The organism is Burkholderia sp. IDO3, assembly GCF_003366075.1.
Lineage (GTDB): Bacteria > Pseudomonadota > Gammaproteobacteria > Burkholderiales > Burkholderiaceae > Burkholderia > Burkholderia anthina.
In genome coordinates this window covers 1,222,985-1,241,450 of the sequence record NZ_CP028963.1, presented here as the reverse complement: position 1 = coordinate 1,241,450, position 18,466 = coordinate 1,222,985, and the positions used below count along the sequence as shown (strand labels likewise).

Genomic DNA, 18,466 nt, shown 5'->3' with positions numbered 1-18,466 from the left:
ACACTTGAGTATCGGTCGTCCGTCCCTATCTGGAAGGATGACGCATCGAGCAAGGAGCGCTTTCATGACGACGAAGGTACTGCTGATTGGCGCAACGGGCCGCACCGGCCTGGCCTGCGCGGATCTGCTGCTCAAGCAGCCGGAATTCGAGGTGACTGCGCTGGTGCGCCGGCACGGCTATGCGCTGCCGGGCGCGAAGGTCGTCGAGGCTGATCTGACGGGCGATTTCTCGCACGCGTTCCAGGGCATCACGCACGTGATCTACGCGGCCGGCTCGGCCGAGTCGGAAGGCGCCGCCGAAGAGGAGCGGATCGACCGCGACGCAGTCGCGCGCGCGGCCGACTATGCGCTCGCCTACAACGTGCAGAAGCTGGTCGTGATCAGTTCGCTGAGCGCGTACTGGCCGGAGCGCAGCGGCGACGCGCTGCGCCATTACTCGCAGATGAAGCGCGAAGGCGACGAGCGCGTGATCGCGTCGGACATCGACTACGTGATCCTGCGCCCCGGCCCGCTCGCGGACGGCCCGGGCGTCGGCAAGATCGCGCTGACCGAGGAGCCGCTCGACGCGGCGCCGCCCGTCTCGCGCCAGGATGTCGCATGGGCCGCGATCGAAGCGATCAAGCTTGGCATCTCGCGCAAGGTCATCGGCTTCGTCGGCGGCGGCGTGCCGATCGAGCAGGCGTTGCGCGCGTAACGCCCCGCCGCGCGGCGGCGCGTTGCGGTTGCTGCCAGGCGGCCCGCGATGCGGGCCGCTTGGCTTGGCGCCCGCTGCGAGGCGCTTACTGCTTCGGATGCGCGTCGACCCACGCCTTCACCGCGCCGAGCGTGTTCTCGACGTGCTTGTCCGGCGACAGGCTCGTGTATTCGTAGATCACCTTCCCTTCCGGCGAAATCACGTAGGACACGCGGTTCGCACGATCGAGCGCGGGCAGCTTCGCGTCGTATTCGCGGATGATCTTCGCGTCCGGGTCGGCCGCGACCGGGAACTTGCTGCGGCACTCGCTCACCGAGAACTTGGTCAGCGTGTCGATGTTGTCCGCGGATACGCCGATCACCGTCGCACCGTAAGCCTTGTAACGATCGACCGCATCGGCGAACGCATGCGCCTCGATCGTGCAGCCCTTCGTGAAGGCAGCCGGGTAGAAATACAACACGACCGGCCCGTGCTTCAGCGCATCGGCGAGCGAGTACGTGTAAGTCTTGCCGCCCAGCGACGCCTGCGTCGTAAAGTCGGGCGCGGTGTCGCCCGGTTTCAGTTGCGCCTGCGCGACCAGCGCATGACCGGCCACCAGCAGCGCCGCCGCGGCGCCCACCAACAGTTTTCGCTTCATCTGCGTCCTCATTTCTTATAAAGTCAGCCTCGATATAGGCTATACCGCCGTTCGCCTGCCGAACGTCACCCTGCATAATCCGACCCACCGGCAGCGCCAGCCGCGCCCGGGCGGTTAAAGATTCCGCGCAGTCTGCCGTTATTCCTTCCGGACAACCGGTTCCAGCCCTTCACGTCAGCGAGACACATGGAAGCCAACAGGAAACAGACGCCACGCAAGGGCACCTGGCGCAGCGCCTTGCATACGCTGCGCCGCTTCGCGTGGTCGGGCGGCGCGCTGATGCCTGCGCGCGCCGGCACGCCGCGCCGCGACGACACCGTGCGCGACTGGCTGGAACAGACGGTCGGCACGGTGGACTTCCTCGCCCATGTCGACCGCGAGCTGCGCTTCCTGTACGTGTCCGACGCGAGCCTGCGCTTCATCGGTTATCACCGCGACTACCTGCATACGCTGACGCTGCGCGACCTGATCGCGGAACAGGATACCGCGACGCTCGAAGGCCTGCTCGCGCGCGCCGCGCGTTCCGGCCAGGTCGAGAAGGCGACGATGTGCATCGTGAAGTCGCTCACCTACCCGCTCGACGTCGAAGTCCGCGCGTTCAAGAGTCGCCACCACGGCGTCGACGGCTTCGCGATCGCGGCATTCGACGTGTCGGCATGGCGCGCGCTCGAGGCGCGCCTGACGTATGAAATGCATCACGACTCGATGACGGGGCTCGACAATCTGTCCGCGCTCGTGCCCGCGCTGATGCGCGCGCAGCAGGCCGCCGACGAGGCCGGCACCTGCGCGGCGCTGCTCCTGCTCGATCTCGACGACTATCAACGCATCAACCGCGCGCTCGGCTACGACGCCGGCGACGCGCTGCTGCGCGAAACCGCGCGGCGGCTGCAGGCGCTCGTCACGCCCGGCGAACAGCTCGCGCGCGTCGCGAGCGACAAGTTCGCGGTCGTGTTCACCGCATCGGACCGCGCTCGCTGCAGCGACGCGGCGGACGCGCTCGCGCGCCGGCTGCAGGCCGCGGTGCGCGAACCTTACGTGTACCAGGGGCAGACCGTGCACCTGTCGGCGAGCATCGGCATCGCGCTCTACCCCGACGAGCGCGCCGCGCCGCACCGCGCGCAGCACCACAGCCCGCTGCTGCGCCGCGCCGACCACGCGCTCACGCAGGCGAAGGCGTCGGGCGGCAATGCGCTCGCGTTTCATGCCCCCGTCGACGATCCGGCCGACGCCGAGCGGCTCAAGCTCGAAGCCGACCTGTACGACGGCGTGCGCAACGGCGAGTTCTCGCTCCATTTCCAGCCGATCACGCTCAGCCAGTCGGGCGCGGTGGTCGGCGTCGAGGCGCTGATCCGCTGGCGCCATCCGGTGCACGGGCTCGTGCCGCCGGCGACGTTCATTCCGCTCGCCGAATCGATCGGCCTGATCAACTATCTCGGCAACTGGGTGCTCAAGGCTGCGTGCATGCAGCTCGTCGCATGGGATCGCCAGGGGCTCGCGCTGCAGTACGTGGCGGTCAACGTGTCGCCGCAGCAGTTCCGCGACCCGCGTTTCGCGCAGAGCGTGCGCGAGGCGATGACGCTGACGGGCATCGATCCGCACCGCATCGTGCTGGAAATCACCGAAAGCCTGCTGATGCACGATCCCGCGAAGGCGAAAGGGCTGCTCGAAGAGTTGACCGAGATGGGCATCCGCTTCGCGATCGACGATTTCGGCACCGGCTATTCGAGCCTCGCCTACCTGCAGCGCTTCCCGCTCGCGAAGCTGAAGATCGACCGCAGCTTCGTCGAGAACCTGCTGACCTCGCGCAACGATCGCGCGATCGTGTCGGCGGTGGTCGGCCTCGCGCAGACGCTCGACCTCGAGCTCGTCGCGGAAGGCGTCGAGACGGAAGCGCAGCGCGCGCTGCTGACCGAGATGGGCTGCAACCACATCCAGGGCTGGCTCGTCTGCCAGGCCCTGCCGTCCGAGGAACTCGCGCGGCGCTTCGAGGCGCAACAACTGCGCCTGCACGCTGCCTGATACCCGGCGAACCGAACAGATCCGTATGTCAATCACCGAACACCTGCCCCGCACGGCGCTGCTCGACAAGCTGTGGGCCCGGATGAACGAACGGGGCGACTTCCCGCTGCTGTCGGAATCGCTGCGCGCGACGATGGCCGCGATGAAGAACGACGACCTCGACTTCACCGCGCTCGTGCGCGTCGTGCTGTCGGACTTCGCCCTCACGCACAAGGTACTGCGACTCGCGAATTCCGCGATGTACATGGCGTTCGGCGGCAACATCACGACCGTCACGCGAGCGCTGATGGTGCTCGGCATGGACACGGTCGGCCATCTCGTCGTCGGGCTGAAGCTCGTCGACCATTTCCACCACAGCACGCTACGCCGCATCGACGCGAAGCTCGAGCTGAACCGCGCGCTGCTGTCCGGCTGCGTCGCGCGCAAGCTGACCGAGCATGCGCAGTTGCGCGGCGGCGAGGAAGCCGTCGTCTGCACGCTGATGCGCCAGGTCGGCAAGCTGCTCGTGGTCTGCTATCTCGACAGCGAATGGGATCGCATCCGCCGTCGCGCCGCCGAGCTGAACGGCGACGAAGCGGCCGCATGCGTCGACGTGCTGGGCGTCGGTTTCGAAACGATCGGCCTCGAGGCCGCCGCGAGCTGGCGGCTGCCCGCCGTGATCCGCGCCGGGATGGCCGACGGCGACGCTCACGCGGCGCACGCCGAGCTGCTCGGCGAGGACGACGAGAGCGACGCCCGTGCCGACCGCCGACGCACCGCGGACGCGTCGGACCACGACAGCCCCGAGCACGTACGCTGGCTGCGCGCGGTGAGCCGCTGCTCGACCGACGTCGCCAGTGCGCTCGCGATGCCCGCGAGTCCGCAGCGCGACGCCCGCATCGCGGTGCTCGCGCAGCACTACGGCACGGAACTGCAAATCGAATCCGGCGCGCTCGTCGGGATCGCCGACCGGCTCGCGCGCGAGGAAGCCAGCGACACCGTGATGCGCGAGATCGTCGAGTTGCGCGCGAACGCCGATGCGATCGCGCGGGCGCAGGCCGAACCGAAGGCGTGCCTGGAAGCGGGCCTCGCGGATCTGCGCGCGCTGCCGTCCGAACACGTGCTGACGCCGGTGCTCGCGCTCGCGTCGGAAAGCCTGCTCGCGGGCCTCGCGTTCACGCGCACCGTGATGTTCGTCCGCCGCGACGACGGCACGTTCGCCGCGCGCCTCGGCTTCGGCCCCGGCGTCGACGCGGCGCTCGAGCGGCTGCGCTTCGACGAGCGCTTCGAGCCGGACGTCTTCCATCTCGCGATCACGAACTCGGTCGGCATCTTCATCGAACAGGCGCAGGAACCGAAGATGGTGAAGCGCCTGCCCGCGTGGTACCTCGATGCGCTGCCCGATACGCGCGCGTTCGTGCTGCTGCCGGTGCGCGTGGGCACGACGACCGTCGGGCTGCTGTACGGCGACTGGGCCGGCGCGCAACCCGCGCGCAAGATCACGCAGCAGGAAATGGGCGTGCTCAACGAGCTCGCGCGGGAACTGGCCCGCTTCTTCCCGTCGTAACGCCGGCAACCGCCGGCACCGGCCACTTCGAATAGCCGGGCCGCAAAAGCAAACCGGCCGCAAAAGCGGCCGGCTGCATCGTGCGACGAATCGAAACGCTTACTTGAGCGTCACGGGCACGCTGAAGTACTTCTTCGCGAGGTTGTCGATCGTGCCGTCGGCCTTCAGTTCCTTCAGCGCCTGATCGAGCGCGGTCTTCAGCGCCGCGTCGTTCTTGCGCAGACCGAAGCCGACGCCCGAGCCGAGAATCTCCGCATCGCTGACCGTGCCGCCGGCGAACGCGAAACCCTGGCCTTGCGGCTTCGACAGGAAGCCCTTCGAGCCGGCTTCCGAATCCTGGAACGTCGCGTCGAGGCGGCCCGACTTCAGGTCGGCGTACGCCAGGTCCTGCGTCTGGTACGGCACGACTTCGACGCCTGCCGGCGCCCACTTCTTCTTCGCGTACGCTTCCTGGATCGTGCCCTGCAGCACGCCGATGCGCTTGCCCTTCAGCGACTGCGGCGTCGGCTGCAGGCCGCCGCCCTGCTTCGCGATCAGCTGGTTCGGGATCGTGTAGATCGGATCGGTGAACGCGATCGCGTGCTTGCGCTGGTCGGTGATCGTCATGTCCGAGTTGATCGCATCGAACTTGCGTGCCTGCAGCGCGGGAATCAGGCCGTCGAAGTCGTTCTCGACCCACACGCACTTCGTCTTCAGCTTCGCGCACACCGCGTTGCCGATGTCGATGTCGAAGCCGGTCAGCTTGCCGTCGGGCGTCTTGTATTCGAACGGCGCGTACGAGGCCTCGACGCCGAACCGGATCTCCTTCAGATCCGCGGCCATCGCGCTGCCTGCCGCCACGGCCGATGCCGCCACTACCGCGTGCGCGGCCACTTTACGCCAATCCAACTTCATCAGGTGTTCTCCTCGATACTCGAATGTTCCGGAACTACGGGCGCATGCATCATTGCAGGGTCGGATGACAACGACAATGCCGACGCCGCGCCTTGATGCGGCGCAACAGCCGCAAGGCCGCGATTGTACCAATCCGCGCGGCCCGATACGGCAAAGCGGCCGCCGATGCACGATGCTGCGCTGCGTGCGCGGCGGCCGCCACGCGACCCGTCGAACTCGCAAGACGGTGTCGCAAATACGCAAGCGCGACGCGCGGGCCGTCTGCGCGGCGTGCAGACGTCATCGCAAAAATGAATGGACGAAAGGCGATGCGCGGGCGGCGAGCCGCCCGCTTGCGCATCGATCAGACGAGTGAGGCCAGCGTGTCGCGCGTCGTATCGACGACGAGCAGGCCCGCGCGCAGACCCGGCTTCACGGTCGGATTCGGGAACACGATGCGCTCCTCGTCGTGCTGCACCGTGTAGCGGTAGTCGCCGTCCTGCGCGAGCACGGTGCCGCGCGCGAACGCGGTGAAGTTCGCGACGTCGGCCGCGACGAACAGCTCGAGCGCGTCGCTCTGCTTCGTGATCTGGTCGATCACGGTGAACACGCGCGGCAACGACGGACGGCCGCCCCACGGATGGCCGCCCCGCGGATGGCCGCCCCGCACATCGACGTCACCGGGCGCGCCCGAGACCAGCTTGCGCACCGCCCGGTCGGCCGGCGCAAAGCGCGACAGGTCGTTCTGGCCGAACGGCCGCACCTTGCCGAGCTCGAGCGTGCACGCGAGCGCGCCGCAATGCTCGGCCGTGAAATGCGAATACGTGTTGCCCTTCGCGGTGTGCAGCAGCACGGCCGCGATGCGCGCGTCGCCGAGCCATTCGATCATCGCGCGCGTCGGCGGCGTGCCCGTATGCGGCAACAGCGCGAACTGCTCGAACACCGATGCGCGGATCGCCGTGTGCATGTCGATGTGCCAGCGCGCACTGCCCGCCGGCGCGGCCGCGAAGAATTCGGCAGCCGCCGTTTCGAGCCGCACCGCGCGCGGCGCTTCGCGGCTCGCGGGCACCTGCGCGTGACGGCCGCCGAACAGGCGGTTCAGATCGTCGTCGAGATAGCGCTCGCCCGCCCGCATCGCCGGCACGTTGCCGAGCACGACGAGCAGCCGGCACGCGAGCGGCAGCGCGCCGGCGGCAAGATCGCGAACCAGCATCGACAACAGTTCGATCGGCGCGGTCTCGTCGCCATGCACGCCGGCGGAGACGAGCACGTTCGCACGCGCCGTATCGCCCGCAGTGTCGCGCGCCGCCGGCTCCAGCGCGACCAATCCGTCGCCGAGCCATTGCCAGCGCATCGCGCCGCCCGCGCACGTGCCTTCCTTTACGTCCGGCGTGTCGCCCGCGAGCGTGAACGCGAGAAAGTCGTCGAGCAGCGCGGTCGCCGACATGCCGTGCTCAGCGCTGGAAGTCATACAGCGACCCGACGCGCAGGATCTGCGTGAGTTCGTCGAGCGCCGTGCGCGATTCGTCGAGCAGCGTCGGATCGGCGAGATCGTCCGGTGCGAGGCGATCGCGGTAGTGCTTTTCGATCCACGCGTCGAGCGACGCGAACAGCGTGTCATTCATCCACACGTTCGACGTGACGGCCGCGCGCTCCGCGTCGTTCAGCACGACACGCAGGCGCAGGCAGGCGGGGCCGCCGCCGTTCTTCATGCTTTCGCGCAGGTCGAACACGAGCACGTCGCGGACCGGGCCGTTGCCGCTCGCGAGGTGGTCGAGATAAGCGGCGACGTTCGCGTTCTCGCGGCATTCCTGCGGCACGACGAGCACCTGCGAACCGTCGGCGCGCGACAGCAGCTGGCTGTTGAACAGATACGACGTGACCGCATCGTTCACGCTCACGGCCGCATCGGGCACCTCGATCACGTTCAGCCGCGCGCCGCGTGCGTCGAGCGTCGCCGTCAGCGTGTCATAGATCGCCTGCTTGTTGACGAACGCGCGCTCGTGCGTGAACAGCGTGTCGCGGTTGCCGACGGAAATCACGTCGTTGTGGAACACGCCCGCGTCGATCACGTCCGGATCCTGCTGCGCGTAGACCGTGGCCGTTTCGGCCAACCCGTGGCGCTGCGCGATCGCGCGGCTCGCCTCGAAGGTCTGGCGCGCCGGGAAGCGCTTCGGCTCCGGGCCGCGGCGGTATTCCGAGCGGCCGTACACGAAGAACTCGACGCCCGGCTTGCCGTACTCGGCACAAAAGCGCGTATGGTTCGCCGCACCTTCGTCGCCGAGCGCCGGCGTGCCCGTCAGCGCCTCGTGCACCGCGAAGTGCGCGGGATCGGCGAACAGCGTCGACAGCGTGCGGCGCGTCGCTTCGTGCTCGATCGCACGATGCAGCTTGCTGCACAGGTTGGCCGGCGTGAAGTGCACGCGGCCGTCGCTCGTGTCGGCCGACGGGCTGACGGTGGCCGCGTTCGCGGTCCACATCGCCGACGCCGAACTCGCCGCGGCGAGCAGCTCGGGCGCCTGCTTCGCGGCCTTCGCGATCACGTCCGCATCCTTGCCGGAGAAGCCGAGTTCGCGCAGCAGGCGCAGCGACGGCCGTTCCTGCGGCGGCAGCACGCCTTGCGCGAAACCGAGATCCGCGAGCTGCTTCATCTTGCGCAGCCCCTGCTTCGCCGCGGCCTTCGGGTTCGCGGCCGACTTCTCGTTGTTGAGCGACGCCACGTTGCCGAACGACAGCCCGGCGTAGTTGTGGGTCGGGCCGACGAGTCCGTCGAAATTGGCTTCTTGTGCGTTCATCGTCGTTCCCTCGATCAGAAATGCAGGCCCGGCGACAGGCTCGCGGGCAAGGTCAGTTGGGTGCTTTCCACCGACGCCATCGGATACGCGCAATAGTCGGCCGCGTAGTACGCGCTCGGCCGATGGTTGCCCGAGCGGCCCGAACCGCCGAACGGCGCGGCGGACGATGCGCCGTTGGTCGGACGGTTCCAGTTGACGATCCCCGCGCGGATCGTGCGGCGGAAGTGTGTCCACGCGTGCTCGTCGTCGGCGAGCAGACCGGCGGACAGGCCGAACGCCGTGTCGTTCGCGCGCTCGATCGCTTCGTCGAACGTCGCGTAGCGGACGATCTGCGCGAGCGGGCCGAAGTGCTCTTCGTCGGGCAGGTTCGCCACGCCGGTCACGTCGACGATCGATGCGTTCACGAAACCGAGGCGCGGGTCGCGCTGCGTCATCGCGATGATCGGCTTCGCGCCCTGCTCGATCAGGCGCGACTGCGCGTCGACGAGCTTCGCGGCCGCGCGTGCCGAGATCACCGCGCCCATGAACGGCTGCGGATCGGCATCGAACACGTCGGCGGTGATCTTCGACGTGACGTCGGCGAAGCGTGCGAGGAAGCGGTCGCCGAACGCGCCCTGCGGCACGAAGATGCGGCGTGCGCACGTGCAGCGCTGGCCGGCCGACAGGAAGGCCGACTGGATCGTGTGATGCACGGCCGCGTCGATGTCCTCGACTTCGCCGATCACGAGCGGGTTGTTGCCGCCCATCTCGAGTGCGAGCACGATCTCCGGACGGCCGCCGAACTGCTTGTGCAGCAGCGTGCCGGTGTCCGAGCTGCCCGTGAAGAACAGCCCGTCGATCTGCCGATGGTTTGCGAGCGCGATGCCCGTGTCCTTCTCGCCCTGCACGAGGTTCAGCACGCCGGCCGGCAGCCCGGCTTCGTGCCACACCTCGACCGTCGCGCGCGCGACGCCCGGTGCGAGTTCCGACGGCTTGAACACGACCGTGTTGCCCGCGATCAGCGCCGGCACGATATGGCCGTTCGGCAAGTGGCCGGGGAAGTTGTACGGACCGAACACCGCCACGACGCCGTGCGGGCGATGGCGCAGCACCGCGACGCCGTCGGCCATGTCCTGGCGCTTCTCGCCGGTGCGTTCCCGATAGGCCTGGATCGAGATGCCGACCTTCGCGGCCATCGCGGCGACTTCGGTGCGCGCTTCCCACAGCGGCTTGCCCGTCTCGCGGCCGATCGCGGCGGCGATCGCTTCCTTGCGCTCCGTGAGCAACGCCGCGAAGCGCTTGACGATCTCGCAGCGGGCTTCGAAGTCGAGTGCCGACCAGCCGGCGAAGGCGCGGCGCGCGCTCGCGACCGCGCGGTCGACGTCGGCAGCCGATGCGCTGCCGCCCTGCCACGCGATGTCGTCAGTGCCGGGGTTGCGCGAAGCGAACGCGGGGCCCGAGCCTGCGACCCAGGCGCCGTCGATGAAGAGTTCCGTCATGATTCGTTTATCCCTGTTTGACTTTGAGCGGCAGCACGCGGACCGGATCGCCGGCCTTCACGTCGAGCGCGACGGCATCGTCGGCCGACAGCACGAACGAACCGTTCGCGACCACGCCCGGCGCGACGCCGACGCGGAAATCGTCCAGCGACGTGTTCGACACGAGCGACTTCGGCGGATGGCCGCCCTGTGTGCCCTCGCCTGCGTCCGGCACGCCGATCGCGACCGGCACGACGACGCTCTCGCGCACCGTGCGCAGGTCGTTGACGTGGCATTCGAGCACCGGGCCCGCGTCGAAGATGTCGACGTGGTTCTGGTAGCGCAGCCCTTCCGCTTCGAGCATCTTGCGTGCCGGCAGCGTGTCGCGGTGCGTGAGGCCGACCGCGTCCTGCGCGTCCCGCGGCAGCAGGTCCACGTACACCGGATAGCGCGGCATCAGTTCCGCGAGGAACGACTTGCGGCCGTGCGAGCTCAGGTAGTCCGCTGCATTGAAATCGATCTGGTAGAAGTGCGAACCGACCGCGCGCCAGAACGGCGACGTGCCGTCTTCGTCGAAGTGGCCGCGCAGTTCCGCGCAGATGCGTTCCGGGAAGCGGTCGCGGAACTGCGCGATGAACATGAAGCGCGAGCGCGACAGCAGGCCGCCGACGCCGCCCGTGCGATAGCGCGGGCTCAGGAACAGCGAGCACACTTCCGCGTAGCCCGTCAGGTCGTGCGAGATGTTCAGCGCGGACATCCGCGTCCACACGCCGAGCTCCTGGCTCGCGTGCACGACCGTGCTCACGCGATAGTTGTAGAACGGCTGTTCGAGGCCGACCTGCGTCTCGATCCCGCACACGCCCGCGATGTCGCCCGTCGTCGACTCTTCCATCACGAAGAAGTAGCCGGCTTCGCCCGGCGCGGCCTTGCCGTCGAGCGTGCGCCGCGAGCGTTCGATGCGCGCGGCGAGCGCGTCGCGGTCGGGCTTGAACGTGGTCAGGCCCGGCCCGGTTTCCTTCGCGAGCGACACGAGCGCGTCGACGTCGCCCGTTTGTACGACCCGAACGACGATCATGCTGCGTCTCCCTTCAAATCTTCATCGTCGCGGCGGTGCAGCGGCACGCAGCGCACGACATCGCCATCCTTGACATCGAGTGCCGCGCGCACGTCGCCGGCCAGCGGCGCATGGGCGCCCCGCGCGTCAGCCGTGTCGCCCGGCAGGTCGGCCAGCACGCAGCGGAACGATTCGCCGCTGCCGGTCGACACCAGGTACGCCACGTCGCCCTGCTGATGCGCGGCTTCGCGCACCGTGCGCTCCGCGCCGTGCTTCACGCACGACGTGCGGTCGACCTGTGCGGTCAGCACCGGGCCCGCGTCGAAGATGTCGACGAAGCGGTCCGGCTCGAAGCCTTCCTCGAGGTGGATGTCGTACGCGAGCAGCGCCGTTTCGTTCGGCTCGCCGAGCACGCGCTGCGCGGCTTCCGGCAACAGCGGCACGTAGAGCGGATACGCGGGCATCACTTCCGCGATGAACGTGCGGCTGCGGCCGCCCGATGCGATGTCGACATCGGTGAAGTCGCGGCCGAAGAACTTGCGGCCCACCGCTTCCCAGAACGGCGATGCGCCCGTGTTGTCGCTCACGCCGAGCAGCAGCGTGAACACTTCCGGCGTGAAGCGGCGGCGGTTCGCGGCGATATACATCATCCGCGCACGCGAGATCAGGTGCGCGGCCGCGTCGCCGCGCAGCGACGGATCGACGTAGAAGCCCGCCAGCCGGCTCTTGCCGGTCAGCTCGTGCGACATCGTGAGCGCGTGGATCTTGCGGTTCACGTGCAGCTCGCGCGACGCGTGGATCAGTGCGTCGTTGCGGAACGCGTAGAACGGTTCCGAGTAGCCGGCCGCGGCCACGATGCTCGCCGTGCCGAGCAGCTTGCCCGTCGACGAATCCTCGAGCACGAAGAGATAGAACTCTTCGCCGGCGAAGTCGACGTCCGCGCGAAACGAATCCTCGGAGAGCGCCACACGCGCTTCGAGCGCCGCGCGGTCGTGCGGCAGCGAGTGCAGGACCGGCTGCGCGGTGCGCGCCATGTGCGCGAGCGCATCGAGATCCGTGAGTTTGCCGGGGCGAACAAATAGCATCGTCGTTCCTGTTCTGCGGTGGGTGCGCGATCAGCGCGCGGTGGCTTCCTGGGCTGCGAGCACCTGTTCGACCGCCTTCTCGAAGCGCTTCATGCCTTCGTCGAGCAGGTCGAGCGGAATCACGAGCGACGGGACGAAGCGCAGCACGTTCGGGCCGGCGATCAGCATGATCAGGCCATTCTCTGCCGCTGCGGTGACGAAGTCCTTCGCGCGGCCGTCGAAGGCGGCGGTGAGTTCCGCGCCGACCAGCAGGCCCTTGCCGCGGATGTCCTTGAAGATGCCGAAGCGTGCGTTGATGCGTTCGAGCGCGCCTTTCAGCCGCACGCTGCGTTCGCGCACGCCTTCGAGCAGTACCGGGTCGCCGATCAGTTCGACGACCTTGTCGGCGATGGCCGATGCGAGCGGGTTGCCGCCGTACGTCGTGCCGTGCACGCCGACCTTGAAGTGGGCGGCCAGTTCGTTCGTCGTCAGCATCGCGCCGATCGGGAAGCCGTTGCCGAGTGCCTTCGCGGTCGTCAGGATGTCCGGCGTGACGCCCGTGTCCATGTATGCGTAGAACTGGCCCGTGCGGCCGACGCCCGTTTGCACTTCGTCGAAAATCAGCAGTGCGCCGTTGGCGTCGCATGCTTCGCGCAGCGCCTTCAGGAACGCCGGATCGGCCGGGATCACGCCGCCTTCGCCCTGCACCGGCTCGACGATCACCGCGCAGGTTTGCGGGCCGATTGCGGCCTTCGCGGCTTCGATGTCGTTGAACGGCAGGTGCTTGATGCCGGCCGGCACCGGACCGAAGCCTTCCGAGTACTTCGGCTGGCCGCCGACGCTGACCGTGAAGAACGTGCGGCCGTGGAACGACTGCACGAACGACACGATTTCGACCTTGTCGGCGCCGTGGCGATCGAATGCGACACGGCGGGCCAGCTTCAGCGCGGCTTCGTTCGCTTCCGCGCCCGAGTTCGCGAAGAATGCGCGGTCGGCGAAGGTCAGCGATTCGAGGCGCTTGGCGAGGCGCAGCACCGGCTCGTTCGTGTAGCCGTTGCCGATGTGCCAGAGCTTGCGGCCTTGTTCGTCCAGGACCTTCAGCAGTTCCGGGTGGCCGTGGCCCAGCGACGTCACTGCGATACCGCAGGCGAAATCCACGTATTCGCGGCCGGCGGTGTCCCACACGCGGGAGCCCTCTGCACGGTCCGGCACGAACGGCGCGGGTGAGAATACCGGCACCATCACTTCGTCGAATGTCTGGCGGGTCACGGTCGAGGTCGTCATGGTCGTTCCTTTCGGTTTCGTAAGAGGGTTCAACAGGATCAAGTTTAGGTAAGGGTGACGCAAGCGTCTTGCGGAATTGCGACGGGTTCTATCGGAAGCGGATAGTGCGCTTTTATTTTGCCTTCCAGGCGGGTTTTTTGCGGTGCGGTTGGTTTGGTGGTGCGCTTGGGTTTTTCGTGAAGCACCTGTGATCGTGTCGGTCTATTAGCGTCGCCCCTGCGCGGGGCGGCGGTTACTTTTCTTTGTCTTGCCAAAGAAAAGTAACCAAAAGAAAGGCGCTCGGATAACACAAGACTTCCCGGTGCCATAGCCACCGGAGTGGCCCTCGCCTAAGTGTCCGCGCCAGTCAGGAACCCGGAGTGGTTCGAGCAATAGTTCTGACACCTTCCCCTACCCAACGGAGCGGTATACCGCCCGCCAGCTCCGTCCTCGCTACGCTCGGCCGCAAGGTACTTCCGTCGCAATTCATGCGCCCACGCACCATTGCCCTATGCCCATGATCGCAGAGGATACCGATCCATTTATTGGATGCATGCGTGGTCAATTACGATTGCGTAAAACAATCGACCGATAGCGATCGCGTCAAGAGGGGCGCGGACGGGTGAACCTGTCGGCCGAGCGAAGCGAGGACGGAGCTGGCGGGCGGTATACCGCTCCGTGGGGTGGTGAGAGGTGTCAGAACCATTGTTCGAACCACTCCGGGTTCCTGACTGGCGCGGACACTTAGGCGAGGGCCACTCCGGTGGCTACGGCACCGGGAAGTCATGCGTTCTCACAGCGCCTTTCTTTTGGTTACTTTTCTTTGGCAAGACAAAGAAAAGTAACCGCCGCCCCGCGCAGGGGCGACGCTAATAGACCGACACCATCACAGGTGCTTCACGAAAAACCCAAGCGCACCGCCAAAAAATCAATCCTTCGCACCGCGCTCGACGAGCGCCCCACCCCGAGGCTCCCCCCCGCCGCCCGTCTGCTTCTCGAGCCACGCTCGCCGATCCTCCCGAGGCGTGACGCCAAACCGCTCGCGGTAAGCATTAGAAAAATGCGCAGCAGAAGAAAACCCGCAAGCAAGACTCACCTGAACCACTGACTTGCTGGTTCGCTGCAGTTGAGTCCGCGCCTTGAGCAATCGGAGATTGAGGTAATACTTGGAGGGCATCGCCCCGAGATACTGCCGAAAGAGCCGCTCCAGTTGCCGGCGTGAAACGCCAACGAGCCCGGCGATCTCATCGGTCGTCAAGGGATCCTCGATATTGGCTTCCATCAAAAGCAAAGCGTCATTCAAGCGAGGATGCCGCTCACCGGGCGCGGTGACAAAAGGAATCCGCTGCCGCTCCTCGCCACTGCGCAGCGTGCCGGCGCCAAGCGCATCGGCAATCCGCTCCGCGAGATCAACGCCATGTTCCCGGCCGATCATGGCCAGCATGAAGTCCACGGTGGCTTGCCCACCGGCACAGGTCGCCCGATCGCGATCGATCTCGAAGATCTGCTGCGTGACGATCGAGCGTTCGAACTGCTCGGCGAACTGCTGATACGTCTCCCAGTTCACGCTCACGCGATACCCGGAAAGCTGCCCGGCCATCGCGAGCCACCACACGCCGTGGTGAATCCCGGTCACGACGGGCGTGCGCTGCCCGACCCGCGCGAGACTCGCGAGAAACAACCGGTAATCGGCAAACTGCTGAAACCGCTCCGACACGACGATCAGCCAGTCGCACGCGATCGCATCGTTGAACGCCGCATCGGCATGCCACTGCGCACCGCCGGCGAGCGGCACCGGCCGCCCGTCCCACGAACACACCTGCCAGCGATACAGCAAGCGCCCGTCGATCTCGTTCGCGAGATTCAACGCATCGACGATCGGACCCACACCCGACATCGACACGGGCGGCAATGCAACGATCGCCACCTGCGTCGTGCGGGTGGCGCCTGCGGGACGAGACACCGGTACCACGTATGACACCCGCCCTTCGCGTTACTTGAGACTACCCGACAGGAACTGCTTCAGACGCTCGCTCTGCGGACGCACCAGCACCTCCTTCGGATCGCCCTCTTCCTCGGTCCGCCCCTGATGCAGGAACATCACGTGGTTCGACACGTTGCGCGCGAAGCCCATCTCGTGCGTGACGACGATCATCGTGCGGCCTTCCTCGGCGAGCTTCTGCATCACCTTCAGCACTTCGCCGACCAGTTCGGGATCGAGCGCCGACGTCGGCTCGTCGAACAGCATCACGTCGGGATGCATCGCCAGCGCACGCGCAATCGCGACACGCTGCTGCTGACCGCCCGACAGATGCGACGGATACTGCTTCTCGACGCGCGGCGGCAAACCGACCTTCTCCAGGTACTCGCGCGCACGCTCCTCGGCTTCCTTCTTCGCAATGCCAAGCACGTGCACCGGCGCTTCCATCACGTTCTCGAGCACGTTCATGTGCGCCCACAAGTTGAAGTGCTGGAACACCATCGCAAGCTTCGTGCGGATGCGCTGCAACTGCTTGTGATCGGCAACCTCCAGCGCACCGGCACGGTCGGCTTTCGTGCGCACGGTCTCGCCGTCCACGACGATCTGCCCCGCATTCGGCCGTTCGAGAAAATTGATGCAGCGCAGGAACGTGCTCTTGCCCGACCCGCTCGCGCCGATGATGCTGATGACGTCGCCGGCCTTCGCATTCAGCGACACGCCCTTGAGCACTTCGTTATCGCCATAGCGCTTGTGGATGTCGACCGCGGCAAGCTTGGTGGAAGCGGACGCGCTCGTTTGAGTGATCTCGGCCAACTGGCTCTCCTCGAAGTGAAATCAATGACGGCCGGCCGCGAGATACGCGAGCCAGTGGCGCTCCGCCCGGCGAAATGCCGCGACGAGTGCGAACGATACCGCAAGATAGATCAGCGCGGCGATCCCGAACGACTGGAACGCCATATAGGTCGCGGAATTGGCGTCGCGCGCGACCTTCAGAATGTCGGGCACGGTCGCCGTGAACGCGACGGTGGTCGCGTGCAGCATCAGGATCACCTCGTTGCTGTACAGCGGCAGCGCACGGCGCAGCGCCGACGGCAGGATCACGCGGCGATACATCGTGAACGGCGACATCCCGTAGGCACGCGCCGCCTCGACCTCTCCGTGCGGAATCGCACGAATCGCGCCGGCGAAGATCTCGGTCGTGTACGCACAGGTGTTCAGCGCGAACGCGAGAATCGCGCAGTTGAAACCGCTGCGGAAGAACGCGTCGAGCAGCGAGTGCGAGCGCACGAACTCGAGGCTGTACATGCCGGTGTACATCAGCAGCAGCTGCACGTAGAGCGGCGTGCCGCGGAACACGTACGTGTAGAAGCGCACCGGCATCGACACCCACTTCTTCTTCGAGACGCGCGCGACCGCGAGCGGCACCGCACACACGAAGCCGAGCGAAATCGACGCGACGAGCAGCCACAGCGTCACCGCAAGGCCGGAGAGGCGCTGACCGTCCCAGTAAAGGAACGCCTGGCCGAATTCCTGGAGGATCTCGATCATAGTTCTGCGTGCCGCACGCCCATGGAGTAACGCTTCTCGAGCTGGATCAGCACGAGGTTGGAAACGGTGGTGATCGCGAGGTAGATCAGCGCCGCGATGAGGATGAAGAAGAACATGTTGAACGTGCTCTTGCCGGCGTCCTGCGCAGCCTTCACGACGTCCGCGAGGCCGATGATCGACACCAGCGCGGTCGCCTTCACGAGCACCTGCCAGTTGTTGCCGATGCCCGGCAGCGCGAAGCGCATCATCTGCGGAAACATGATCCGCACGAACACGCGCATCCCGCTCATCCCGTAAGCCGCGCCCGCCTCGAGCTGGCCGCGCGGCACGGACAGAAACGCACCGCGGAACGTCTCGGTGAAGTACGCGCCGTAGATGAAGCCAAGCGTCAGCACGCCGGCGACGAACGGATCGATGTCGATCTGGTCCCAGCCGACGAGGTCGGTGAACTGGTTCAGCCAGATCTGAATGCTGTAGAACAACAGCAGCATCAGGACGAGGTCGGGTACCGAGCGGATCAGCGTCGTATAACCGGTCGCGATCGCTCGCACCACCCGGTTATGCGACAGCTTCGCCACCGCGCCGATCAGCCCCAGCGCCACCGCAGCGGCGAGCGACAGCACCGACAGCTCGATGGTCTGCACGGTGCCGGCCCATAGGACGGGACCAAAGCCGTAAAGGAACACGCGCGTCTCCAGTGTTGATATGGACACCGGCACGCATACCTCTCCTGCGCCGGGCTGACGCGGATAGTCGCAAGCGAAATTGATTGCCTCAAATCACCGTACGCGCGATTGCTGCGTCGCAGCAATTCATCCCGTCATTTGCAAGCGCGGGCTATGCCGCTGTTTCAAAAGGAAAAAACCCGCTTCCTGACAGTCGGATGACACGCAGGGAAGCGGGTTTTTTGCAATTTTCCGGTCGCTTTTTCGATATAGCGCCGCAGGCGGGCTCACCGCCCCTTCAGGATGTCGGAGCGCGAAGTCGTATAGACAAGTCCGTCCGGGCCGAAATGGACGTTGAAGAATGCATCGGTGTTGACGCCGTCCTCGAGCCAGCGCCAGCTCCACACCGTCTCGGGCTTCAGCGGATACTGCGCGATGTCGCCCGGCTTGCCGAGCAGGCGCCGCACCTCGTCCTCGTTCATCCCGGGGCGCACCTTCGCGAAGTTCTCGGCGGTCAGCACCTGCGTCGCGCCCAAGTAGTGCCCGCTCGCGTCGAGGTCGACGAACCAGGTCTGGTTGCCCATCGGGCCGCGCGGATATTCGAGGCGCTTCGAGCCGTCCGTGAATACACGCTCGGTCTCGGGCTTGCCCATCGTGCCGCGCACGTCCTCTTCGGTCGATACGCCGGCCTTCAGCCCCTTCAGCAGCAGCGGCGCCGGCTTGATCGCGTTGAAAAAATCCCTGATGCGTTGCACGTCGAGATTGCCTTGCTTGTCGTCGCAACCGGTCAGCGCCAGCGCGGCGGCCAGCATCGTCACGGGAAGCAGCCGGAAACGGAAAATCATCGGAAGAAATGCGCGTCGAGAAAAC

At 66.6% G+C, this 18,466-nt stretch carries 16 protein-coding genes; 3 read left to right on the top strand and 13 right to left on the bottom strand.

Annotation, left to right across the window (positions count from 1 at the left end):
- Window positions 1-64: 64 nt before the first annotated feature.
- Window positions 65-694, top strand: a complete 630-nt coding sequence (locus tag DCN14_RS20385) for an NAD(P)H-binding protein (protein ID WP_096507474.1) — start codon at window positions 65-67, stop codon at window positions 692-694.
- An 85-nt stretch (window positions 695-779) separates the two neighbouring features.
- Here DCN14_RS20385 and DCN14_RS20380 read toward each other — a convergent pair whose 3' ends face one another.
- Window positions 780-1,331, bottom strand: coding sequence for a peroxiredoxin (locus tag DCN14_RS20380; protein ID WP_096507475.1), 552 nt, complete (start codon window positions 1,329-1,331; stop codon window positions 780-782).
- 279 nt (window positions 1,332-1,610) lie between these two features.
- Here DCN14_RS20380 and cdpA point away from each other — a divergent pair, with 279 nt between their 5' ends.
- On the top strand, window positions 1,611-3,350 hold the full coding sequence (cdpA, locus tag DCN14_RS20375) for a sensor domain-containing phosphodiesterase (protein ID WP_205212615.1): 1,740 nt from the start codon (window positions 1,611-1,613) through the stop codon (window positions 3,348-3,350).
- A gap of 25 nt (window positions 3,351-3,375) precedes the next feature.
- Window positions 3,376-4,896 carry an HDOD domain-containing protein gene (locus tag DCN14_RS20370; RefSeq protein ID WP_096507477.1) on the top strand — a complete coding sequence of 507 codons (1,521 nt, stop codon included), beginning with the start codon at window positions 3,376-3,378 and terminating at the stop codon, window positions 4,894-4,896.
- Between the two features lie 99 nt (window positions 4,897-4,995).
- Here the strand turns inward: DCN14_RS20370 and DCN14_RS20365 are convergent, their stop codons facing one another.
- The 12 genes from DCN14_RS20365 to DCN14_RS20290 all read right to left on the bottom strand — a co-directional run bounded on the left by DCN14_RS20365 (window position 4,996) and on the right by DCN14_RS20290 (window position 18,441).
- Entirely contained in the window at window positions 4,996-5,790 is a 795-nt protein-coding gene (locus DCN14_RS20365) for an ABC transporter substrate-binding protein (RefSeq protein WP_096507478.1), read from the bottom strand.
- 343 nt (window positions 5,791-6,133) lie between these two features.
- Entirely contained in the window at window positions 6,134-7,216 is a 1,083-nt protein-coding gene (astE, locus tag DCN14_RS20355; RefSeq protein WP_096507479.1) for a succinylglutamate desuccinylase, read from the bottom strand.
- A gap of 7 nt (window positions 7,217-7,223) precedes the next feature.
- Window positions 7,224-8,564 (bottom strand): N-succinylarginine dihydrolase, encoded by a 1,341-nt coding sequence (astB, locus tag DCN14_RS20350; RefSeq protein ID WP_096507480.1) that lies wholly within the window; start codon window positions 8,562-8,564, stop codon window positions 7,224-7,226.
- 14 nt (window positions 8,565-8,578) lie between these two features.
- Window positions 8,579-10,042 carry a succinylglutamate-semialdehyde dehydrogenase gene (astD, locus tag DCN14_RS20345; RefSeq protein ID WP_096507481.1) on the bottom strand — a complete coding sequence of 488 codons (1,464 nt, stop codon included), beginning with the start codon at window positions 10,040-10,042 and terminating at the stop codon, window positions 8,579-8,581.
- A gap of 7 nt (window positions 10,043-10,049) precedes the next feature.
- The gene (gene astA / locus DCN14_RS20340) at window positions 10,050-11,096 is read right to left on the bottom strand and encodes an arginine N-succinyltransferase (RefSeq protein WP_096507482.1); all 1,047 of its coding nucleotides are present in this window, start codon (window positions 11,094-11,096) and stop codon (window positions 10,050-10,052) included.
- The gene (gene aruF, locus DCN14_RS20335) at window positions 11,093-12,160 is read right to left on the bottom strand and encodes an arginine/ornithine succinyltransferase subunit alpha (RefSeq protein ID WP_096507483.1); all 1,068 of its coding nucleotides are present in this window, start codon (window positions 12,158-12,160) and stop codon (window positions 11,093-11,095) included. The genes astA and aruF overlap by 4 nt, the downstream gene beginning before the upstream one ends.
- 30 nt (window positions 12,161-12,190) lie before the next feature.
- Entirely contained in the window at window positions 12,191-13,423 is a 1,233-nt protein-coding gene (locus DCN14_RS20330; protein WP_096507484.1) for an aspartate aminotransferase family protein, read from the bottom strand.
- Window positions 13,424-14,330: 907 nt separating this feature from the next.
- Window positions 14,331-15,374, bottom strand: a complete 1,044-nt coding sequence (locus DCN14_RS20310) for a GlxA family transcriptional regulator (protein WP_096507583.1) — start codon at window positions 15,372-15,374, stop codon at window positions 14,331-14,333.
- A 21-nt stretch (window positions 15,375-15,395) separates the two neighbouring features.
- A complete protein-coding gene (locus DCN14_RS20305; protein WP_096507485.1) occupies window positions 15,396-16,196 on the bottom strand; it encodes an ATP-binding cassette domain-containing protein in 801 nt (266 codons plus the stop codon).
- Between the two features lie 21 nt (window positions 16,197-16,217).
- A complete protein-coding gene (locus DCN14_RS20300) occupies window positions 16,218-16,931 on the bottom strand; it encodes an ABC transporter permease (RefSeq protein ID WP_014897604.1) in 714 nt (237 codons plus the stop codon).
- On the bottom strand, window positions 16,928-17,617 hold the full coding sequence (hisQ, locus tag DCN14_RS20295) for a histidine ABC transporter permease HisQ (RefSeq protein WP_057927803.1): 690 nt from the start codon (window positions 17,615-17,617) through the stop codon (window positions 16,928-16,930). Before hisQ ends, DCN14_RS20300 begins: the two co-directional genes overlap by 4 nt.
- Before the next feature lie 266 nt (window positions 17,618-17,883).
- Entirely contained in the window at window positions 17,884-18,441 is a 558-nt protein-coding gene (locus DCN14_RS20290; protein WP_096507486.1) for a hypothetical protein, read from the bottom strand.
- Between the last annotated feature and the right edge of the window lie 25 nt (window positions 18,442-18,466).

Coding starts and splice junctions, on each gene's coding strand:
- DCN14_RS20385 (WP_096507474.1), top strand. CDS start 65: ATGACGACGAAGGTACTGCTGATTGGCGCAACGGGCCGCACCGGCCTG.
- DCN14_RS20330 (WP_096507484.1), bottom strand. CDS start 13,423: ATGACGACCTCGACCGTGACCCGCCAGACATTCGACGAAGTGATGGTG.
- aruF (WP_096507483.1), bottom strand. CDS start 12,160: ATGCTATTTGTTCGCCCCGGCAAACTCACGGATCTCGATGCGCTCGCG.
- DCN14_RS20365 (WP_096507478.1), bottom strand. CDS start 5,790: ATGAAGTTGGATTGGCGTAAAGTGGCCGCGCACGCGGTAGTGGCGGCA.
- astD (WP_096507481.1), bottom strand. CDS start 10,042: ATGACGGAACTCTTCATCGACGGCGCCTGGGTCGCAGGCTCGGGCCCC.
- DCN14_RS20290 (WP_096507486.1), bottom strand. CDS start 18,441: ATGATTTTCCGTTTCCGGCTGCTTCCCGTGACGATGCTGGCCGCCGCG.
- cdpA (WP_205212615.1), top strand. CDS start 1,611: ATGCCTGCGCGCGCCGGCACGCCGCGCCGCGACGACACCGTGCGCGAC.
- astB (WP_096507480.1), bottom strand. CDS start 8,564: ATGAACGCACAAGAAGCCAATTTCGACGGACTCGTCGGCCCGACCCAC.
- astE (WP_096507479.1), bottom strand. CDS start 7,216: ATGTCGGCGACCGCGCTGCTCGACGACTTTCTCGCGTTCACGCTCGCG.
- DCN14_RS20300 (WP_014897604.1), bottom strand. CDS start 16,931: ATGATCGAGATCCTCCAGGAATTCGGCCAGGCGTTCCTTTACTGGGAC.
- astA (WP_096507482.1), bottom strand. CDS start 11,096: ATGATCGTCGTTCGGGTCGTACAAACGGGCGACGTCGACGCGCTCGTG.
- DCN14_RS20370 (WP_096507477.1), top strand. CDS start 3,376: ATGTCAATCACCGAACACCTGCCCCGCACGGCGCTGCTCGACAAGCTG.
- DCN14_RS20380 (WP_096507475.1), bottom strand. CDS start 1,331: ATGAAGCGAAAACTGTTGGTGGGCGCCGCGGCGGCGCTGCTGGTGGCC.